Genomic DNA, 15,946 nt, shown 5'->3' with positions numbered 1-15,946 from the left:
ATGCGCTGGGTCACGGTCGGTCCTCCCCATCAGCCCGACACCTCCATCGTCTTGTACCCGCCGAATGCCACCCCCGGCATCACCGACGAGGAGCGCCGCACCATTGCCGAGATGATGGCCAAAGGCAGCTACGGCACCCTGCTTTTGGTAACCAAGGACCTCGATGCCACCTTTGAGCGGCTGCAAGCCTGCGTGCAGAACGGCCAGGGTGAGGTGATTCAGGAACCGAACGACCAGCCGTACGGGGTTCGAGATTGCGCGCTGCGTGATCCCGCCGGCAACCTGATCCGCATTCAGCAGGTGAGCCAAAACCATGAGCAATGCAACGAAGAACATCGACGCGCGGATAGCCGAGCTGGCCGACTGGCGGGGCGACACGCTGGCGCGGATCCGCACGCACATCAAGCAGGCCGATCCGGACGTGACCGAGGAATGGAAGTGGCGCGCCGTTCAAGTCTGGTCACACGACGGAATCATCTGCACCGGTGAGACCTACACGTCTCAGGTGAAGGCGACCTTTGCCAAGGGCGCGTCGCTGGCCGACCCGGCGGGTTTGTTCAATGCCAGCCTCGACGGCAATACCGGGCGTGCGATCGATATTCGCGAGGGCGATGCGATCGACGAAGAGGCGTTCGTGGCGCTCATTCGCGAGGCGGTGCAGCTGAATACCCGTGGTTGAGCGTCGGGTGCGGCCGCGCGCTGGGACGGACTGCGGCAATGTCGATCTGCGAGGCGTCGGTCTGCCCGAGCGAGCGGATATGGCTTCGAGGGTGTACACAAGGCGGCCGACCGGCACGTGGCGAAGCCGTGGACGCACCCTCGACGCCGTGGACGCACACTCGATGGGGACGGTGCCCGCTAGGGTTGGCGTCGTGTCCAAACGAGAAGACGGCCGCCTCGACGACGAGCTTCGTCCGGTGGTCATCACCCGCGGGTTCACCGAAAATCCTGCAGGCTCGGTGCTGATTGAATTCGGTCGCACCAAGGTCCTGTGTACCGCCAGCGTTACCGAGGGGGTTCCGCGCTGGCGCAAGGGATCTGGTGTGGGATGGCTGACCGCCGAGTACGCAATGCTGCCGTCGGCGACTCATACCCGCTCCGACCGCGAATCGGTCAAGGGGCGAGTCGGCGGGCGCACCCAAGAAATCAGTCGACTGGTCGGCCGGTCGCTGCGGGCGTGCATCGACTTGGCGGCCCTGGGGGAGAACACCATTGCGGTCGACTGCGACGTGTTGCAAGCCGACGGCGGGACCCGCACGGCGGCCATCACGGGCGCCTATGTGGCGCTGGCCGATGCGGTGACCTACCTGGCGGCCGCCGGCAAACTGTCCGATCCCCGACCGTTGTCGTGCGCCATCGCCGCGATCAGCGTGGGCGTGGTCGACGGCCGGATCCGCGTCGACCTGCCGTACGAGGAAGATTCGCGAGCCGAGGTCGACATGAACGTCGTCGCCACCGACACCGGGACTCTGGTGGAGATCCAGGGCACCGGCGAAGGCGCTACGTTCCCGCGATCGACGCTGGACAAGCTGCTCGACATGGCGCTGGGCGCTTGCGACAAATTGTTCGCCGCTCAGCGGGAGGCGTTGGCGCTGCCGTATCCGGGTGTCCTGCCCGAAGGACCGCCACCGCCGAGAGCGTTCGGAAGCTGACAAGGCTGCTGGGCAATCCAAGCGGCGCGTCGTTCATTGGTCGGGCAGTTCGAGCCCCAGGGCGCTGTCGTCTGGACACCGGGTTGGCATTGGCCAGCCGTGGCAAGCCGCGGCCGTCGATCCAAGGTGGCTGACCAGAGGCGCGCACAATACCGCCATGATAAACTGCTCGACGTCTAATTGAGTTTTGTCAAAACCAATGTTTCGCCACATTTTTAGGATCAAAATTATGGTCAGTCGGCGAGTCCCACTTGAACATGCCTTTCTCAACCAGCCGTGGTGGGCAATGGGACAGATGACGCAGGAACATGCGGAACCGCGCATCAACGAAACCGCGACCCGCGCCAGGGCGGGCTTGCTCAATATTATCTCGGCAATCACGATTGCCTTGTTGCTTATGCGTCCGGAAACCGATCCGGTGATCATTGTTGGTCCGCTCGTGCTTTTCGACATGTTGGCTGCGGCCGCTACCGGATTAACTCCGTTCAGCCCCACCGGCATTCTGGGCACAGCGTTGACAATGGGCATGCGTCCGGTGTGGAAAGCGACGCGGCCGAAACGGTTTGCATGGTTGCTCGGTGCCGGTTTAGCAGCGACATGTCTTGCCATGCGCTTGTTAGGCGCGTCGCCGGTAGCGATGGCAGCTGTTGTTGCGGTCTGTTTTGTCCTGACCTGGTCGGAAGCCACGCTGGGATTTTGTGTCGGCTGCTACCTGCACAAATTAATGTGGGGTTGTGAAGACTGCGAAGTCCCTTATGTCAGGACAATAGCACCGCGACCGGCAACAAAAGAGGAAAGTCGCGCGTAGCCCCGGGGCCGTGTGGACAATGTTTGGAAGTGATTAGTGACCCGGCTGCTGGTCGCCAGCCGCAACCCCAAGAAGCTGGCCGAACTGCGCAGGGTGCTGGACGGCGCCGGATTGTCCGGGGTGACATTGGCGTCGCTCAATGACGTTGCACCATTTCACGAGGTACCCGAAACCGGTGCGACATTCGAGGACAATGCGCTGGCCAAGGCGCGAGACGCGTTCGCCGCGACCGGTCTGGCCAGCATCGCCGACGACTCTGGTTTGGAAGTGGGGGCACTCAACGGCATGCCCGGGGTGCTGTCGGCCCGGTGGTCCGGCAACCACGGCGACGACGCGGCCAACACCGCCCTGCTGCTGGCCCAGCTGCGCGATGTACCCGACGAGCGACGCGGTGCGGCATTCGTCTCGGCCTGCGCACTGGTCTCGGCGTCCCGCGAAGTCGTGGTGCGCGGCCAGTGGGCTGGCACGATTGCGCGGGAGCCACGCGGTGACGGCGGGTTCGGCTACGACCCCGTCTTTATTCCCGACGGCTATCAGCGGACCGCGGCGCAGCTGAGCCCGGAGGAGAAGGATGCGGTGTCGCATCGCAGCCGCGCGCTGAGGCTGCTGGTGCCGGAGTTGGTGGCGCTCGCCTAGAGGTTGTAGCGCGCCTTGACGTCCCTGGTTTGGACATGTTCGACGATGATGCCCAGCAGCGGGATGGTGCCGGCGAGCAGGACACCGACTGTCTTGCCGATCGGCCAGCGAACCTTGACGGCGAGATTGAAAGCGGCCAACACGTAGACGAAGTAGACCCAACCGTGGACGATCTCGATCCAGCGGATCTCGTGGTGAAAGACCAAGTGGGAGACCAGTTCGTAACACAAGGCGATGAGCCAGATACCCGTCGTCCACGCCATCACGCGGTAGCCGAGCAGCGCGGTACGGATCTTCTCCACGGGAAAGACGGTGTTGCGCTGGGCTTCGGGTGTCTCAGGCGTCGTCATGCGGTGTTCCTATTCTGCCTTTCGGCGTCGTGCTTCGCGAGTTCGGCCAAGTATGCGTTGTACTCCAGTAGCGCAGGATCGTCGGTCGGCTGCGGCGTGGGCCTCGGTCGTTCGGGCAGCAGTCCTGCTGGTATCTCGGTCATGGTGTTTCGTGGCTCCGGCGGTACTTCTTCGTAGCGAACGAACTTGCGGTACGCGTAGATGCAGAACCAGGCGAACATCGGCCACTGCAATGCGTATCCCAGGTTCTGGAAGTTGCCGGATACCGACTGAAACCTGGTCCACTGCCACCAGCCCAAGGCCAGGCAGCCGCAGGCGGCAATGATCGCCAGGGCGATCAGCGCGGGCCTGGCGGGCCTGCGAGGACGGGTGGTAGACACACTTAGACGCTACCGCGCGGTACTCTGTGAGGCGCCCATGCGCGAGTGGCGGAACTGGTAGACGCCCTGGATTTAGGTTCCAGTGTCCTTCGGGACGTGGGGGTTCGAGTCCCCCCTTGCGCACCATCTGCGATGTCTCGGGACATCATGCACACGTGTGTTGGGACATCGTGCGCGGTTGTATTTGTGGCTGGCAGTCCTTGGTCGGGGCGAGGTGAAGTTCTCGGTGTAGTTGGCCGTCGGTGGTCACGAGCGGTGTCGCCGGCGGTCCATGTCCGGCACTCGAGTGTTAGCGTCCATCGGAGGTGGGCCCGGCGTCCCCGATACTGCGTTGAGCCGAACCTGATGCGGGCATCGGCCTTCTGACCGCCGCCGAACCCCCACCATCCGATCATGCCGGCCAATTGCCGAAATGCAGAACCGCGTGCGCACTAGCGTGACAAAAGCCAGGTCTGACACGATCTCAGGCAGCCCGGCGGGTAGCCCTGTCCAGTAGGAGCGTACGACGTTGAATCGACATTCAGGTCATCCGGCGTCTGTCGGGATTGTCCGGAGATTGTCGCGGCGACGACTTGGCGCTTCCGCTATCGGAGCGAGCATCTTGGCCGTCACATACCCGACCGGACGGGTCAAGGCGGACGACGGGACTGCCCACTGCGGCGACAACCCAGAACCGGATGACAAAAGTGAATCAGCCCTTCGCAGATTGCTCCAATACCAGCCCACGGCGGCAGAGCTACAGCAACACGAATCGAACATGCGCGTAGCACTTGAAGCGGCAAAAACGAATCAGAAGTTCCCCTTCGGCGCCGCTATCTTCGACCAGACCCGCAATTATCCGATCGTGATTAGCGTCGGTAACCAATCGATTGACCCGATCTCACATAGCGAATTAGTCGCTATCAACAATATGGCTGCGCAAGAGGGTGCGGGGAAGTGGAGTGAGACTACACTGTATTCCACTGGCGAGCCTTGCTGTATGTGTATGGGGGCCATCGTTTGGATCGGCATACCGCGCGTCGTCTGGGGGTCTTCAATAAAGACGATCAGGAATTCCGGGACAAGCCAAATCGGTATCGGCGCACTCGACGTTGCAGCCCGAAGTCACGAAATGTATACGCCTCAATATTGCATTTCCGGAGTATTGTCAGATGAAACCGACGAATTGTTCAGGATCCGTCCTTGAGCTCCCGTCCTCCCTGGCATTTTGCTTTTCGGTCGAGCGATTCCGCCAAAGCGATGCAGGAGCGAATTCATGCCGAATCCAGCCGGACCTCGCCCCACCAACGCAAACGGAGCCAGGCCGGACGCGTTATCGCTGCGCCGCTCGCACCAGGTTCGACCCGATGATCAGGCGCTGAATCTCGCTGGTGCCCTCGTACAGTCGCAGCAGCCGAACATCGCGGTAGATGCGTTCCACCGGCACCCCTCGCATGTAGCCGCTGCCACCATGAATCTGCACCGCAAGGTCGGCTACCTTGCCGGCCATCTCGGTGCAGAAAAGCTTCGCCGCCGACGGCGCGATGCGGCGGTCCTCGCCGGACACCCACAGCCGCGCGGCATCGCGGACCAGCGCGCGTCCGGCCAGCACGCCGGTCTGCTGATCGGCCAGCATCGCCTGGACCAATTGGAAGTTTCCGATCGGTGTGCCGCCCTGCGTTGCGCTCGCGGCGTAGGCGACGGACTCATCGAGTGCGCGCTGCGCTGTCCCCACCGCGACCGCCGCGATATGCACCCGGCCGCGTGCCAATGAGGTCAGGGCAGCTCGATAGCCGATGTCCTCGCTGCCGCCGATCAGCGCCTCGGCGTCGACCTGGACGTCGTTGAAGTTGACGTCGGATGTCCAGGCTCCTTCCTGGCCCATCTTGGCGTCCTTGACACCGACGTCCACTCCTGCCGCGTCCGCGGGAACCAGGAAGACCGCGATACCGGCGCCCCGTTCGTCAGCCGGCCTGGTCCGCGCGAAAACCACGAACACACCGGCGACCGGGGCATTGGTGATGAACCGCTTCTGCCCTGAAATCACCCAATTGCCGTTGTCCCGAAAGGCTTTGGTGCGTAATCCGGCCGGATTCGACCCGGCGCCGGGTTCGGTCAGTGCAAAAGAGGCGACGACGTCGCCGGAGGCTATCGGCCCCAGCCAGCGGGCCTTCTGCTCGTCGGTGCCGAAGCCGACCAGTACCTGCCCGGCGATGCCGTTGTTGGTGCCGAACATCGACCGCAACGCCAGCGAGGTGTAGCCCATTCCATGGCAAGTTCGACGTCCTGCGTCAGGTCGAGGCCAAGCCCGCCCCACTCCTGTGGAATCGCGTAGCCGAACAATCCCATCTTCTTGGCATGCTCACGCAGGTCGTCTGGCACCTGATCGTTGTCCAGGATCTCCTGCTCACGCGGGATCACGGCGGTGCGGACGAAGTGACGGGTCTGGGCCAGGATGTGCTGAAAGTCCTCGGCGTTGACTGTCAGGGACATCGCCTCATCATATATGAAATATAATATTTGGACGGTGAGTGCCCGGCTGCGGGCAGGACAGTGAGGAATAGGTGATGTCATTGCTGAACGGTCAGACCGCGGTGGTCACCGGCGGAGCCCAAGGACTGGGCTTGGCCATTGCCGAGCGATTCGTCACCGAGGGCGCGCGCGTCGTGCTCGGTGATCTGAATCTCGAAGCGACCGAGGCCGCGGCCGAGAAGCTCGGCGGCGATGGAGTAGCCGCGGCCGTGCGGTGCGACGTGACCAAAGCCGACGAGGTCCAAACGCTCATCCGCACGGCCGTCGAGCTTTTCGGCGGTCTCGACGTCATGGTCAACAACGCCGGCATTACCCGGGACGCGACCATGCGCAACATGACCGAGGAGCAGTTCGACCAGGTCATCAACGTACATCTGAAGGGCACCTGGAACGGCACCCGGCTCGCGGCGGCCATTATGCGCGAAAACAAACGGGGTGCGATCGTGAACATGTCCTCGGTGTCGGGCAAGGTCGGGATGGTGGGTCAAACCAATTACTCTGCGGCGAAAGCCGGGATCGTCGGGATGACCAAGGCCGCCGCCAAAGAGCTTGCCCACGTGGGTGTTCGAGTGAACGCGATCGCCCCCGGATTGATTCGCTCGGCGATGACGGAAGCAATGCCGCAACGCATCTGGGACCAGAAATTGGCCGAGGTTCCAATGGGCCGGGCGGGTGAGCCCAGCGAAGTCGCCAGCGTAGCCTTGTTTTTGGCCTCTGAACTGTCTTCGTACATGACCGGAACGGTGCTGGATGTCACCGGCGGGCGGTTCATATGAATGACGCTGTCATCTGCGAGCCGGTCCGCACGCCGATCGGTCGCTACGGCGGAATATTCAAGTCGCTCAGTGCCGTTGATCTCGGTGTCGCGGCGCTCAACGGGCTGCTGGACCGCGCCGGTCTGCCGCCCGATGCGGTGCAGGACGTTATCCTGGGGCACTGCTATCCCAGCAGTGAGGCACCGGCCATCGGTCGCGTGGTCGCATTGGATGCCGGGCTGCCGGTCACGGTTCCCGGTATGCAGGTCGACCGCCGCTGCGGTTCTGGCCTGCAGGCCGTGATCCACGCCTGCCTGCAGGTGAGCAACGGCGACAACGACCTCGTCATCGCCGGCGGCTGCGAAAGCATGAGCAATGTCGCGTTCTATTCCACCGATATGCGCTGGGGCGGCGCCCGCGATGGGATCCGGGTGCATGACGGGCTGGCTCGTGGGCGCACCACTGCCGGGGGCCGGCATTATCCGGTGCCCGGCGGGATGCTGGAGACCGCCGAGAATCTGCGCCGCCGGTACGGCATTTCGCGGCTGGAGCAAGACGAACTCGCGGTGACGTCGCATCGGCGTGCGGTCACCGCGCAACAGGACGGCATCCTGGCCGTGGAGATCATTCCGGTCGCAGTGCCCACTCGCCACGGCGAGGAGCTGATCGACACCGACGAACATCCCCGCGCCGACACCACGCTTGAGTCTCTGAGCAAGCTCAAACCCGTTCTGCTGAAACAGGATCCGGAGGCTACGGTTACAGCGGGCAACGCCAGCGGCCAAAACGATGCGGCATCGATGTGCGTGGTTGCCACGCCGGCGAAAGTCGCCGAGTACGGCTTGAGGCCGTTGGTCCGGTTGGTGTCCTGGGGGCTGGCGGGGGTGGGTCCTGACATCATGGGCATCGGTCCGGTTCCCGCGACCGAGGCCGCCCTCGCCAAGGCGGGCCTGCGGCTGGCCGACATCGACCTCATCGAACTCAACGAAGCGTTCGCCGCCCAGGTGCTTGCGGTGATGCGGGAGTGGAACTTCGGTGCCGCCGACCGAGAACGCACCAACGTGCACGGCTCCGGCATCTCGTTGGGTCATCCCGTCGGCGCGACTGGCGGCAGGATGCTGGCCACCCTGGCTCGTGAACTGGACCGGCGCCAGGCGCGCTACGGCCTGCAAACCATGTGCATCGGCGGGGGTCAGGGGCTGGCCGCCGTCTTTGAGCGGGTCGCATAGCCATGCAAGGTCACGCGTTGCCGTTGAGCGGCATCAGCATCGTAGAGGTTTCCAGCTTCGTGGCCGCACCGCTGTGCGGCATGACGCTCAGTCAGCTTGGTGCACAGGTGATCCGCGTCGATCCGATCGGTGGCGCTGCTGACGTGCAACGCTGGCCGCTCGCTGCAACCGGAACGTCGATCTACTGGACGGGTCTGAACAAGGGAAAGCGTTCGGTGACCGTGGATCTGCGCTCGGCGGAAGGACAGCGGCTGGTGCAGCGGTTGGTCATCGAGGGCGACGGCATCGTCGTGACCAACGCCGTCTTTCCCTGGCTCAGCCACGAGCTGCTGGCCACCCGGCGTTCCGACGTCATCCACCTCCAGCTACTGGGGCGCAGCGACGGGTCTACCGCTGTCGACTACACCGTCAACGCGGCCACCGGCTTCCCGCTGGTCACCGGTCCGGTCGGCCATGCCGGCCCGGTCAACCATGTGCTGCCGGCCTGGGACGTCTGTTGCGGTCTGTATGCCGCGCTCGCCGTGGTGGCTGCGGTTCGCCGCCGCGACCAGACCGGGATGGGGGCTCGGGTGAGTCTGGCACTGGAAGACGTTGCGCTGGCGACGGCGGGAAACCTGGGGCTGTTGACCGAACCGCAGGTCAATGGGACGCAACGGCAGCGCCTGGGCAATGCCGTCTACGGCCAGTACGGCCAGGACTTCGCCAGCCGCGACGGGGTCGGGTTCATGGTTGTCACGTTGACCGGAAGGCACTTTCGCGATCTGGTCGATGTGACCGGCTCGGGGGCGGCGGTGTCGGCACTGGCCGAGGCGCTGGGTGTGGATTTCTCCGCTGAAGGCGACCGGTACCGCTACCGCGATGTCCTTACGGGCCTTTTCGCGACCTGGTTCGGCGACCATACCGGTGACGAGATCAGTGCGGCACTGTCGGGAACCACCGTGCTCTTCGAACGCTACCGCAGCTTCGCGCAGGTGGCTAAGAGTCCGAAAGTGACTGCCAACCCGCTGTTTTCCCTACTGTATCAGCCCGAAGTCGGTGCTTACCTGGCCCCCGGCATGCCGACGGCGTTCGATGGCGCACACCCTGCCAGCGCACCCGCAGCGGGACTCGGACAGGACACCGCTGAGGTATTGACCGAGCGCCTCGGACTGACGACCGCCGATATCGCGCGATTGTCGAGCGCCAAGACGATAGGAACTCCAGCGCATGACTAAACTTGCCCAGACCCTCGGGCTGACCGAGTTGCAAGCCGAAATCGTCGCTACCGTAAGGAAATTCGTCGACAAAGAGATCATTCCCAACGCGCCGGAGCTGGAGCGTGCCGACACCTATCCGCAGGCAATCGTCGACCAGATGCGTGGCATGGGCTTGTTCGGCCTGATGATCTCCGAAGAATACGGCGGACTGGATGAGTCGTTGCTGACTTACGCGTTGTGTGTCGAGGAGCTGGCGCGCGGCTGGATGAGTGTGTCCGGTGTGCTCAACACCCACTTCATCGTGGCCTATATGCTGCGTCAGCACGGGACCGACGAGCAGCAGCAGCGCTTCCTGCCGCGGATGGCCACCGGTGAGGTCCGCGGCGCGTTCTCGATGTCCGAGCCGGAACTGGGCTCCGACGTCGCCGCGATCCGCACCCGGGCCCGCCTCGATGCCGGTGGCGACTACGTCATCGATGGCCAGAAGATGTGGCTGACCAACGGCGCCAGCTCGACGCTCGTGGCGGTGCTGGTGCGCACCGACGAAGGCGCAGCCAAGCCGCACCGCAACCTGACCGCATTTCTCATCGAAAAGCCAACGGGCTTCGGCGAAGTGGCTCCCGGCTTGGTGATCCCCGGGAAGATCGACAAACTGGGCTACAAGGGCATCGATACCACCGAACTCATCTTCGACGGTTATCGGGCGCCCGCCGACGACATCCTTGGCGGCATCCCGGGTCAGGGCTTCTTCCAGATGATGGACGGCATCGAAGTCGGCCGGGTGAACGTTGCGGCGCGAGCCTGTGGTGTCGCCATTCGAGCCTTCGAGCTGGCGGTGCGGTACGCGCAGCAACGCCAAACATTCGGCAAGCCGATCGCCGAGCACCAGGCCATCGCTTTCCAGCTGGCCGAGATGGCGACCAAGGTCGAAGCGGCACACCTGATGATGGTCAACGCGGCGCGGCTGAAAGACTCGGGCGAGCGCAACGACGTCGCCGCCGGAATGGCGAAATACCTTGCCAGCGAATATTGCTCGGAAGTCACCCAGCAAAGCTTCCGCATCCACGGCGGTTACGGATACTCGACGGCCTACGAGGTCGAGCGGCTGATGCGCGATGCGCCGTTCCTGCTGATCGGCGAGGGAACCAGCGAAATACAGAAGTCCATCATCAGTAAGCGCCTGCTCGACGAGTATCGGATGTGAAGCGATGACTGTCCCGGATTTCGCTGCGCGGCCCCAGCTTTCCGACGATGTGGCGAATTTTGTCCGCAAGAGGATTTACGAAGGCAGCTACGCCGCGGGCAACTACATTCGCCTTGATCAGCTGGCCGCGGAATTGGGAATCAGCGTGACGCCGGTGCGTGAGGCGTTGTTCGCCTTGCGCGCCGAAGGATTGGTCGCCCAGCAGCCGCGGCGAGGGTTTGTGGTGTTGCCGGTGACCAAACGCGACCTCGCCGACGTCGCCGACGTGCAGGCGCACGTGGGCGGCGAGCTGGCGGCGAGGGCCGCGATCAGCATCAGCGACCAGCAGTTGCGTGACCTCAGGCAGATCCAGGCGCAGCTCGAGGAGGCTTACGCCGCCCACGACGACGAGCGGACGGTCCAGCTCAACCACGAGTTTCACCGAGCCATCAATATTGCGGCCGACTCGCCGAAGCTGGCCCAATTGATGTCTCAGATCACCCGTTACGCACCCGAATCGGTGTTTCCCAGCATCGAGCATTGGCCGGCCCGGGCAATCAGGCACCATCGGCGGATACTGTCCGCACTGGCGAAGCGCGACGACAAGCTGGCCCGCGCTGCCATGGCCGACCATCTTGCCGCCAGTGCAATCCCGTTGATCGACCATCTGATTGCGCGTGGGGTGGTGGCAGAAAGCGGAGCCCTCGGCGCATCGCGGCTAGGCTGAAGCTACGGCGGTTAGGCCGAGCCATTCGGCGCTACCCGGCGCGGGCATGGGTATAGGCTGCCGCTAGGCCGAGCCAGATCGAGCCCAGATCGGACGAGGACGAAATGCCGGGTGCAACTCGAGCGTCGGCCGCGCTGGTTGCCTGCGTGGCCGCGGTATCGCTCGCGTCACCGGCCCGTGCCGAACCGGGCGACCAGATCGCCGGCGATGGAGTCTTTCTGGTGGGGACTGACATCGCACCAGGTACTTACCGCACCGAGGGACCATCGAATCCCCTTATCCTGTTGTTCGGTCGGGTGTCCGAGCTCTCGACCTGCTCGTGGTTGATGCACAGCACACCCGCGGCCGGCGCTGCGGACATTGTGAACTCGAATACCTCGATGGGTCCGATGTATGTGACGATCCCGGCAACGGTCGCGGCTTTCGAGACGAGAAACTGCAAACTTTGGATGCGGGTCTCCTAGACTCGACCCGTGGATGGGCCGGTCCCGGTCCGTTTTCGCGGAGCGGACGACTTGGTCGTTTTGCGTTGCGGTGACGCCGGTTTGGCTGCTTTCGCCCGTTCCTCGATCAACCGGCCGGCGTGGTCAAGGATGCAGTTGAGGCCGTATTCGAAGTTGGCCTCATCAGGGGTCGCGATGCGGTGTCCCTTCCCGGTGACCCGGGCGATCAACGGTGTGGTTTGCGGGTCGATCTCCATGGCGTCTTCGAGGGCGCGTGGCCCGCTGTCGGCGGACTGGTGTTTCTCGTTGAGCCGATGCAGCACGACCGACCCGCGGACATGAAGCGAGACCGCGGCGTAGGTGTCGAACGCGTCCTCGGGGGACAGACCTGCTTGCACCAGATTCGCGATGGCCCGCTCCATCTCCTGGGCGCCAAGCCTGGCGGCCCTGGGACTGAGCGCTGACCGGATAAGGATCAGATCGCACAGTATCGGGTTGCCCATGAAGGTCTTCCGCATCAGGCGGGCATGATTGCGTAAGGTCTCACGCCAGTCGTCGGCCTCCACGTACGGGGTGGCAAAGACGTACTTGCTCAAGGCGCGGTCGGTCATCGCGTTGAGCAGATCGTCCTTCTTCCGGAAGTACCAGTAGATGCTGGTGACGCCTACTCCAAGATGTTTGCCGAGCAGCGGCATGCTCAGGTTGTCGATGGACACCTGTTCTGCCAGTTCGAATGCGCCGGTGATGATGTCGTCTGGATTGATGGACCCGCGCTCGCGCCGCTGACGTTTGTCGGCGGTTGCCTGCTTTGCCACTACGCGGCTACCTCCGTCGAAGATCTGTGTTGCGCACGCGGTCCTGGTGGTCCCGCCGCTCAGCCCGACCGGCACTGCTTCGGGCGCCTTTACGTCTGCTACTGTAATACCTATCGTAGGCTTTTTGGTATAAGCGGCTGGGCGGGGCGAGCATGACCGGGCTGAGGCAGAGTGGCAACGGCCGGTGAGGCGCGCGCCTGGGCACGGGGCGCGTTGCGGGGGATCGGCGACTCGCTGTATACGCCGTTCTGCGGGAGCGACGGGGACGACATCGACTGGGATGCCTATCGGACTTTGGTGCGTTATTGCGTCGGTGATCTCGGGCATCCGATGTTGTGGTGCACCAGCGGAATCGGGGAATTCTGGTCGCTGACCATCGAGGAGCGGAAGCGCTTGCTCGAGGTCGCGATCGAAGAAGGGCGTGGCTGCAATCCTGACGTCGTCATACAGGCCTGCACATCGGCGATGGCGGCCAAGGACTGCCTGGAATTGACGCTGCACGCCCAGGCGGCGGGCGCCGACATCGCCTATATCCAGACTCCGATGATGGAAACTCACGGCGGCGAAGGCGTGTTGAGATTCTTCAAATACGTTGCTGCACATACCGACATCGCGATGGGCATGTTCAATTCGCCGTCTTCAGGCTATGTGTTGACGCCGGCCGAGAGTGCGCGCATCTACCACGAAGTGCCCGCGGTATGTGCTACCAAGGAAGGTGCTTTCCGCCCGCAGGCCAGTCGGCTGCTCCACGAACTCGCCCCCGGACTGGTGCTCTGGGAATGCGACAAGACGATCTACCGCGCCGGATGGCTGCGCGCCGGGATCGTCTGTCCGGCACAGCTGGGCACGGCCGGCTATCTGATGGAGACGCCGCAGCGGCCGCTGCTGTCCGAATACTGGGATTTGGTGTTGGGGGACAAGCTTATCGAGGCGATGGACTATGGACGTGATTCGGGTCTGGACCAGTTCGACGTGGACCTCGGTTCGTGGTGGACCTGCTATCCGGGCAGACCTGGCTACTTCACCCACTGGGGCGGTGCTTTTAAGTACGCGGCGTCGGTGCTGGGGTTGCCGATCGGGTCCTATCCGCATTCCCGGCCGCCCCAGGCCGAGTTGCCGCCCGAGGCGAAGACCCAAATCGCGGCTGCCTACCGTCGGCTGGGGCTCGTCGATGCCTAACCGCTGCGCCGCGGTGGGGTCGAGGAGGCACCGATGAGCAACGATGCTGACGACGCGGTGCTCTACGACGCAACCCCGGGCGGGGTAGCGATCCTCACCTTCAACCGCCCCGATCGTCTCAACGCGTGGGGTCCCGACATTGCCGCCGGGCTCTATGCGGCGCTCGACCGCGCCGAACAGGATCCGGCGATCCGGGTGATCGTGCTGACCGGCCGGGGCCGGGGCTTCTGTGCCGGCGCTTATCTGGGCTCGCCGGATTCGGCGGCGGGATACGGCGCCACCATGGCGACGGCACGTCAGACCGATCTGGCCGATTTGGTCGGTGAACGCCCGCCGCATTTCGTGACGACGCTGCGCAAGCCGGTGATCGCCGCGATCAACGGTCCCTGCGCGGGCATCGGTCTGACGCAGGCGCTGATGTGCGACGTTCGATTTGCCGCCGCCGGGGCGAAGTTCGCCGCCGTGTTCGCCCGGCGCGGGCTGATCGCCGAGTTCGGCATCTCCTGGATACTTCCGCGCTTGACAAGCTGGGCGGTCGCACTGGACCTGTTGTTGAGCGGCCGAACGTTTTTGGCCCAGGAGGCCGCAGAGTTGGGTTTGGTCAAGGAAGTCGTCGCGCGCGATGACTTGATGAAGCGCACTCTCGACTATGCGGAGGACATCGCCCGCAACTGCTCGCCGGCGTCGATGGCGGTGATCAAGCGCCAGGTCTACGGTGACGCCACTGGCGATGTCGTCGAAGCCACCGCCCGCGCCGAAGTTCTGCTGCGCGAGGCGATGCCGAGGCCAGACGTTGTCGAAGGAATCGTGAGTTTCCTGCAGAAGCGGCAACCGCGGTTTCCTTCGCTCACATCGGAATAAGGACGATGATGGGGCACTTGAAGTACCGGGCGATCGACGTCGACAACCACTACTACGAACCGCTGGATGCGTTCACCCGCCATCTGGACAAGCGGTTCCGTCGGCGTGGTGTGCAGATGTTCAGCGACGGCAGGCATACCCAGGCGATCATCGGCGATCGCGTCAACCGATTCATCCCCAATCCGACCTTCGACCCGATCATCGTGCCGGGTTGCCTGGACGTGCTGTTCCGCGGCGAGATTCCCGAGGGCGTGGACCCTGCGTCGCTGATGAAGGTCGAGAAGCTGGAATTGCGGCCGGAGTACCAGCACCGGGACGCACGCGTTGCCGTGCTCGAAAGCCAGGGTATTGAAACGATTCTCGTGTTCCCGACCTTCGGCTGCGGCGTCGAGGAGGCGCTCAGGGGCGACATCGAGGCGACGATGGCATCCCTGCATGCCTTCAACCTTTGGCTTGACGAGGATTGGGGTTTTGACCGCCAGGACCACCGCATCCTTGCCGCGCCCATGATCTCGTTGGCCGACCCCGAAGAAGCGGTCAGAGAAATCGATTTCGTGCTCGCACGCGGTGCACGACTGGTGCATGTGCGTCCGGCCCCGGTTCCAGGTATTCCGAAGAACCGCTCGCTGGGCCACCGCTCGCACGACCCGGCGTGGGCGCGGCTGGCCGAAGCCGGCGTGCCGGTGGCCTTCCACCTGGGCGACAGCGGCTACCTGAAAATCGCTGCGATGTGGGGCGGAAAGGAAACCTTCGAGCCATTCTCGGCCCCGCCCGACCCGCTGGACAAGATACTCGTCGATGATCGTGCCATCCATGACACCATGGCTTCGCTGGTCGTCCACGGTGTTTTCGATCGTCATCCCGCACTCCGGGTGGCCAGCATCGAGAACGGTTCGGAATGGGTGCATCGGCTCGCCAAGCGGCTCAAGAAGTTGGCTAACCAGCATCCGCGCGCGTTCCCCAACGATCCCGTCGATACGTTGCGCGAGCACGTGTGGGTGTCACCGTACTACGAGGAAGATCTCGTGTTGCTGGCCGACAAGATCGGCGTCGATCGCGTTCTGTTCGGCTCGGACTGGCCCCACGGCGAAGGTCTGGAGTCACCCCTGTCGTTCACCGGGGAACTTGCCGCGTTCAGTGAATCCGACGCCCGAAAGATCATGCGCGACAACGCCTTGTCCTTCCTCGGCATCACGGTGTCCTCGGCGGCCTAGGTAAGAC

Annotated in this window: 17 protein-coding genes, 1 tRNA gene and 2 pseudogenes; 16 read left to right on the top strand and 4 right to left on the bottom strand. The window is 63.8% G+C overall.

Features of this window, described 5'->3' with window-relative positions; translation table 11 throughout:
• The 5 genes and pseudogenes from EET10_RS31020 to rdgB form a co-directional block, all read left to right on the top strand.
• Positions 1 to 303 (top strand): annotated as a pseudogene (locus EET10_RS31020) (VOC family protein); the annotation flags it as partial.
• A 10-nt stretch (positions 304 to 313) separates the two neighbouring features.
• Positions 314 to 679, top strand: coding sequence for a DUF1801 domain-containing protein (locus tag EET10_RS19915; protein ID WP_036400279.1), 366 nt, complete (start codon positions 314 to 316; stop codon positions 677 to 679).
• 193 nt (positions 680 to 872) lie between these two features.
• A complete protein-coding gene (rph, locus tag EET10_RS19910; protein WP_036400277.1) occupies positions 873 to 1,652 on the top strand; it encodes a ribonuclease PH in 780 nt (259 codons plus the stop codon).
• Between the two features lie 199 nt (positions 1,653 to 1,851).
• On the top strand, positions 1,852 to 2,460 hold the full coding sequence (locus EET10_RS19905; RefSeq protein WP_244602023.1) for a DUF4395 domain-containing protein: 609 nt from the start codon (positions 1,852 to 1,854) through the stop codon (positions 2,458 to 2,460).
• 36 nt (positions 2,461 to 2,496) lie between these two features.
• Positions 2,497 to 3,096 carry an RdgB/HAM1 family non-canonical purine NTP pyrophosphatase gene (gene rdgB / locus EET10_RS19900; RefSeq protein ID WP_036400274.1) on the top strand — a complete coding sequence of 200 codons (600 nt, stop codon included), beginning with the start codon at positions 2,497 to 2,499 and terminating at the stop codon, positions 3,094 to 3,096.
• On the opposite strand, the gene EET10_RS19895 is transcribed toward rdgB, so the two are convergent.
• The gene (locus EET10_RS19895; protein ID WP_036400271.1) at positions 3,093 to 3,446 is read right to left on the bottom strand and encodes a DUF3817 domain-containing protein; all 354 of its coding nucleotides are present in this window, start codon (positions 3,444 to 3,446) and stop codon (positions 3,093 to 3,095) included. The genes rdgB and EET10_RS19895 overlap by 4 nt on opposite strands.
• Positions 3,443 to 3,826 carry a hypothetical protein gene (locus EET10_RS19890; protein WP_063467275.1) on the bottom strand — a complete coding sequence of 128 codons (384 nt, stop codon included), beginning with the start codon at positions 3,824 to 3,826 and terminating at the stop codon, positions 3,443 to 3,445. The genes EET10_RS19895 and EET10_RS19890 overlap by 4 nt, the downstream gene beginning before the upstream one ends.
• A gap of 39 nt (positions 3,827 to 3,865) precedes the next feature.
• Between EET10_RS19890 and EET10_RS19885 the strand changes: the two genes are divergently transcribed.
• Positions 3,866 to 3,952, top strand: a tRNA-Leu gene (locus EET10_RS19885).
• 475 nt (positions 3,953 to 4,427) lie between these two features.
• Complete coding sequence (locus EET10_RS19880; RefSeq protein WP_244602022.1) at positions 4,428 to 5,012, top strand: nucleoside deaminase; 585 nt, start codon at positions 4,428 to 4,430, stop codon at positions 5,010 to 5,012.
• Between the two features lie 126 nt (positions 5,013 to 5,138).
• Here EET10_RS19880 and EET10_RS19875 read toward each other — a convergent pair.
• Positions 5,139 to 6,298 (bottom strand): annotated as a pseudogene (locus tag EET10_RS19875) (acyl-CoA dehydrogenase family protein).
• 71 nt (positions 6,299 to 6,369) lie between these two features.
• Between EET10_RS19875 and fabG the strand changes: the two are divergent.
• The 6 genes from fabG (at position 6,370) to EET10_RS19845 (ending at position 11,891) form a co-directional block, all read left to right on the top strand.
• A complete protein-coding gene (fabG, locus tag EET10_RS19870) occupies positions 6,370 to 7,113 on the top strand; it encodes a 3-oxoacyl-ACP reductase FabG (protein ID WP_099187558.1) in 744 nt (247 codons plus the stop codon).
• A complete protein-coding gene (locus EET10_RS19865) occupies positions 7,110 to 8,321 on the top strand; it encodes an acetyl-CoA C-acetyltransferase (RefSeq protein WP_063467274.1) in 1,212 nt (403 codons plus the stop codon). The genes fabG and EET10_RS19865 overlap by 4 nt, the downstream gene beginning before the upstream one ends.
• A gap of 2 nt (positions 8,322 to 8,323) precedes the next feature.
• A complete protein-coding gene (locus EET10_RS19860) occupies positions 8,324 to 9,535 on the top strand; it encodes a CoA transferase (protein WP_122502428.1) in 1,212 nt (403 codons plus the stop codon).
• The gene (locus EET10_RS19855; protein WP_036400260.1) at positions 9,528 to 10,721 is read left to right on the top strand and encodes an acyl-CoA dehydrogenase family protein; all 1,194 of its coding nucleotides are present in this window, start codon (positions 9,528 to 9,530) and stop codon (positions 10,719 to 10,721) included. Before EET10_RS19860 ends, EET10_RS19855 begins: the two co-directional genes overlap by 8 nt.
• Positions 10,722 to 10,725: 4 nt before the next feature.
• Positions 10,726 to 11,427 (top strand): GntR family transcriptional regulator, encoded by a 702-nt coding sequence (locus EET10_RS19850; RefSeq protein WP_036400258.1) that lies wholly within the window; start codon positions 10,726 to 10,728, stop codon positions 11,425 to 11,427.
• A 104-nt stretch (positions 11,428 to 11,531) separates the two neighbouring features.
• Positions 11,532 to 11,891 carry an Rv1352/Rv1906c domain-containing protein gene (locus EET10_RS19845; RefSeq protein WP_036400256.1) on the top strand — a complete coding sequence of 120 codons (360 nt, stop codon included), beginning with the start codon at positions 11,532 to 11,534 and terminating at the stop codon, positions 11,889 to 11,891.
• Here the strand turns inward: EET10_RS19845 and EET10_RS19840 are convergent.
• On the bottom strand, positions 11,888 to 12,685 hold the full coding sequence (locus EET10_RS19840) for a TetR/AcrR family transcriptional regulator (RefSeq protein ID WP_036400252.1): 798 nt from the start codon (positions 12,683 to 12,685) through the stop codon (positions 11,888 to 11,890). The genes EET10_RS19845 and EET10_RS19840 overlap by 4 nt on opposite strands.
• Positions 12,686 to 12,856: 171 nt before the next feature.
• On the opposite strand from EET10_RS19840, the gene EET10_RS19835 reads away from it, so the two are divergent.
• From EET10_RS19835 to EET10_RS19825, 3 genes are read left to right on the top strand one after another with little or no spacing between them, the layout of a single operon-like run.
• Positions 12,857 to 13,864 carry a dihydrodipicolinate synthase family protein gene (locus EET10_RS19835; protein ID WP_122502427.1) on the top strand — a complete coding sequence of 336 codons (1,008 nt, stop codon included), beginning with the start codon at positions 12,857 to 12,859 and terminating at the stop codon, positions 13,862 to 13,864.
• 33 nt (positions 13,865 to 13,897) lie between these two features.
• Complete coding sequence (locus EET10_RS19830) at positions 13,898 to 14,725, top strand: enoyl-CoA hydratase (protein WP_036400247.1); 828 nt, start codon at positions 13,898 to 13,900, stop codon at positions 14,723 to 14,725.
• Positions 14,726 to 14,733: 8 nt separating this feature from the next.
• Positions 14,734 to 15,939: an amidohydrolase family protein gene (locus tag EET10_RS19825; protein ID WP_122502426.1), complete on the top strand. Its 1,206-nt coding sequence runs from the start codon at positions 14,734 to 14,736 to the stop codon at positions 15,937 to 15,939.
• Positions 15,940 to 15,946 lie beyond the last annotated feature (7 nt).

Origin of the sequence: Mycobacterium pseudokansasii, assembly GCF_900566075.1 — a bacterium.
Lineage (GTDB): Bacteria > Actinomycetota > Actinomycetes > Mycobacteriales > Mycobacteriaceae > Mycobacterium > Mycobacterium pseudokansasii.
The sequence above is the reverse complement of the archived record's forward strand: the minus strand, read 5'-3'. Positions and strand labels throughout refer to the sequence as shown.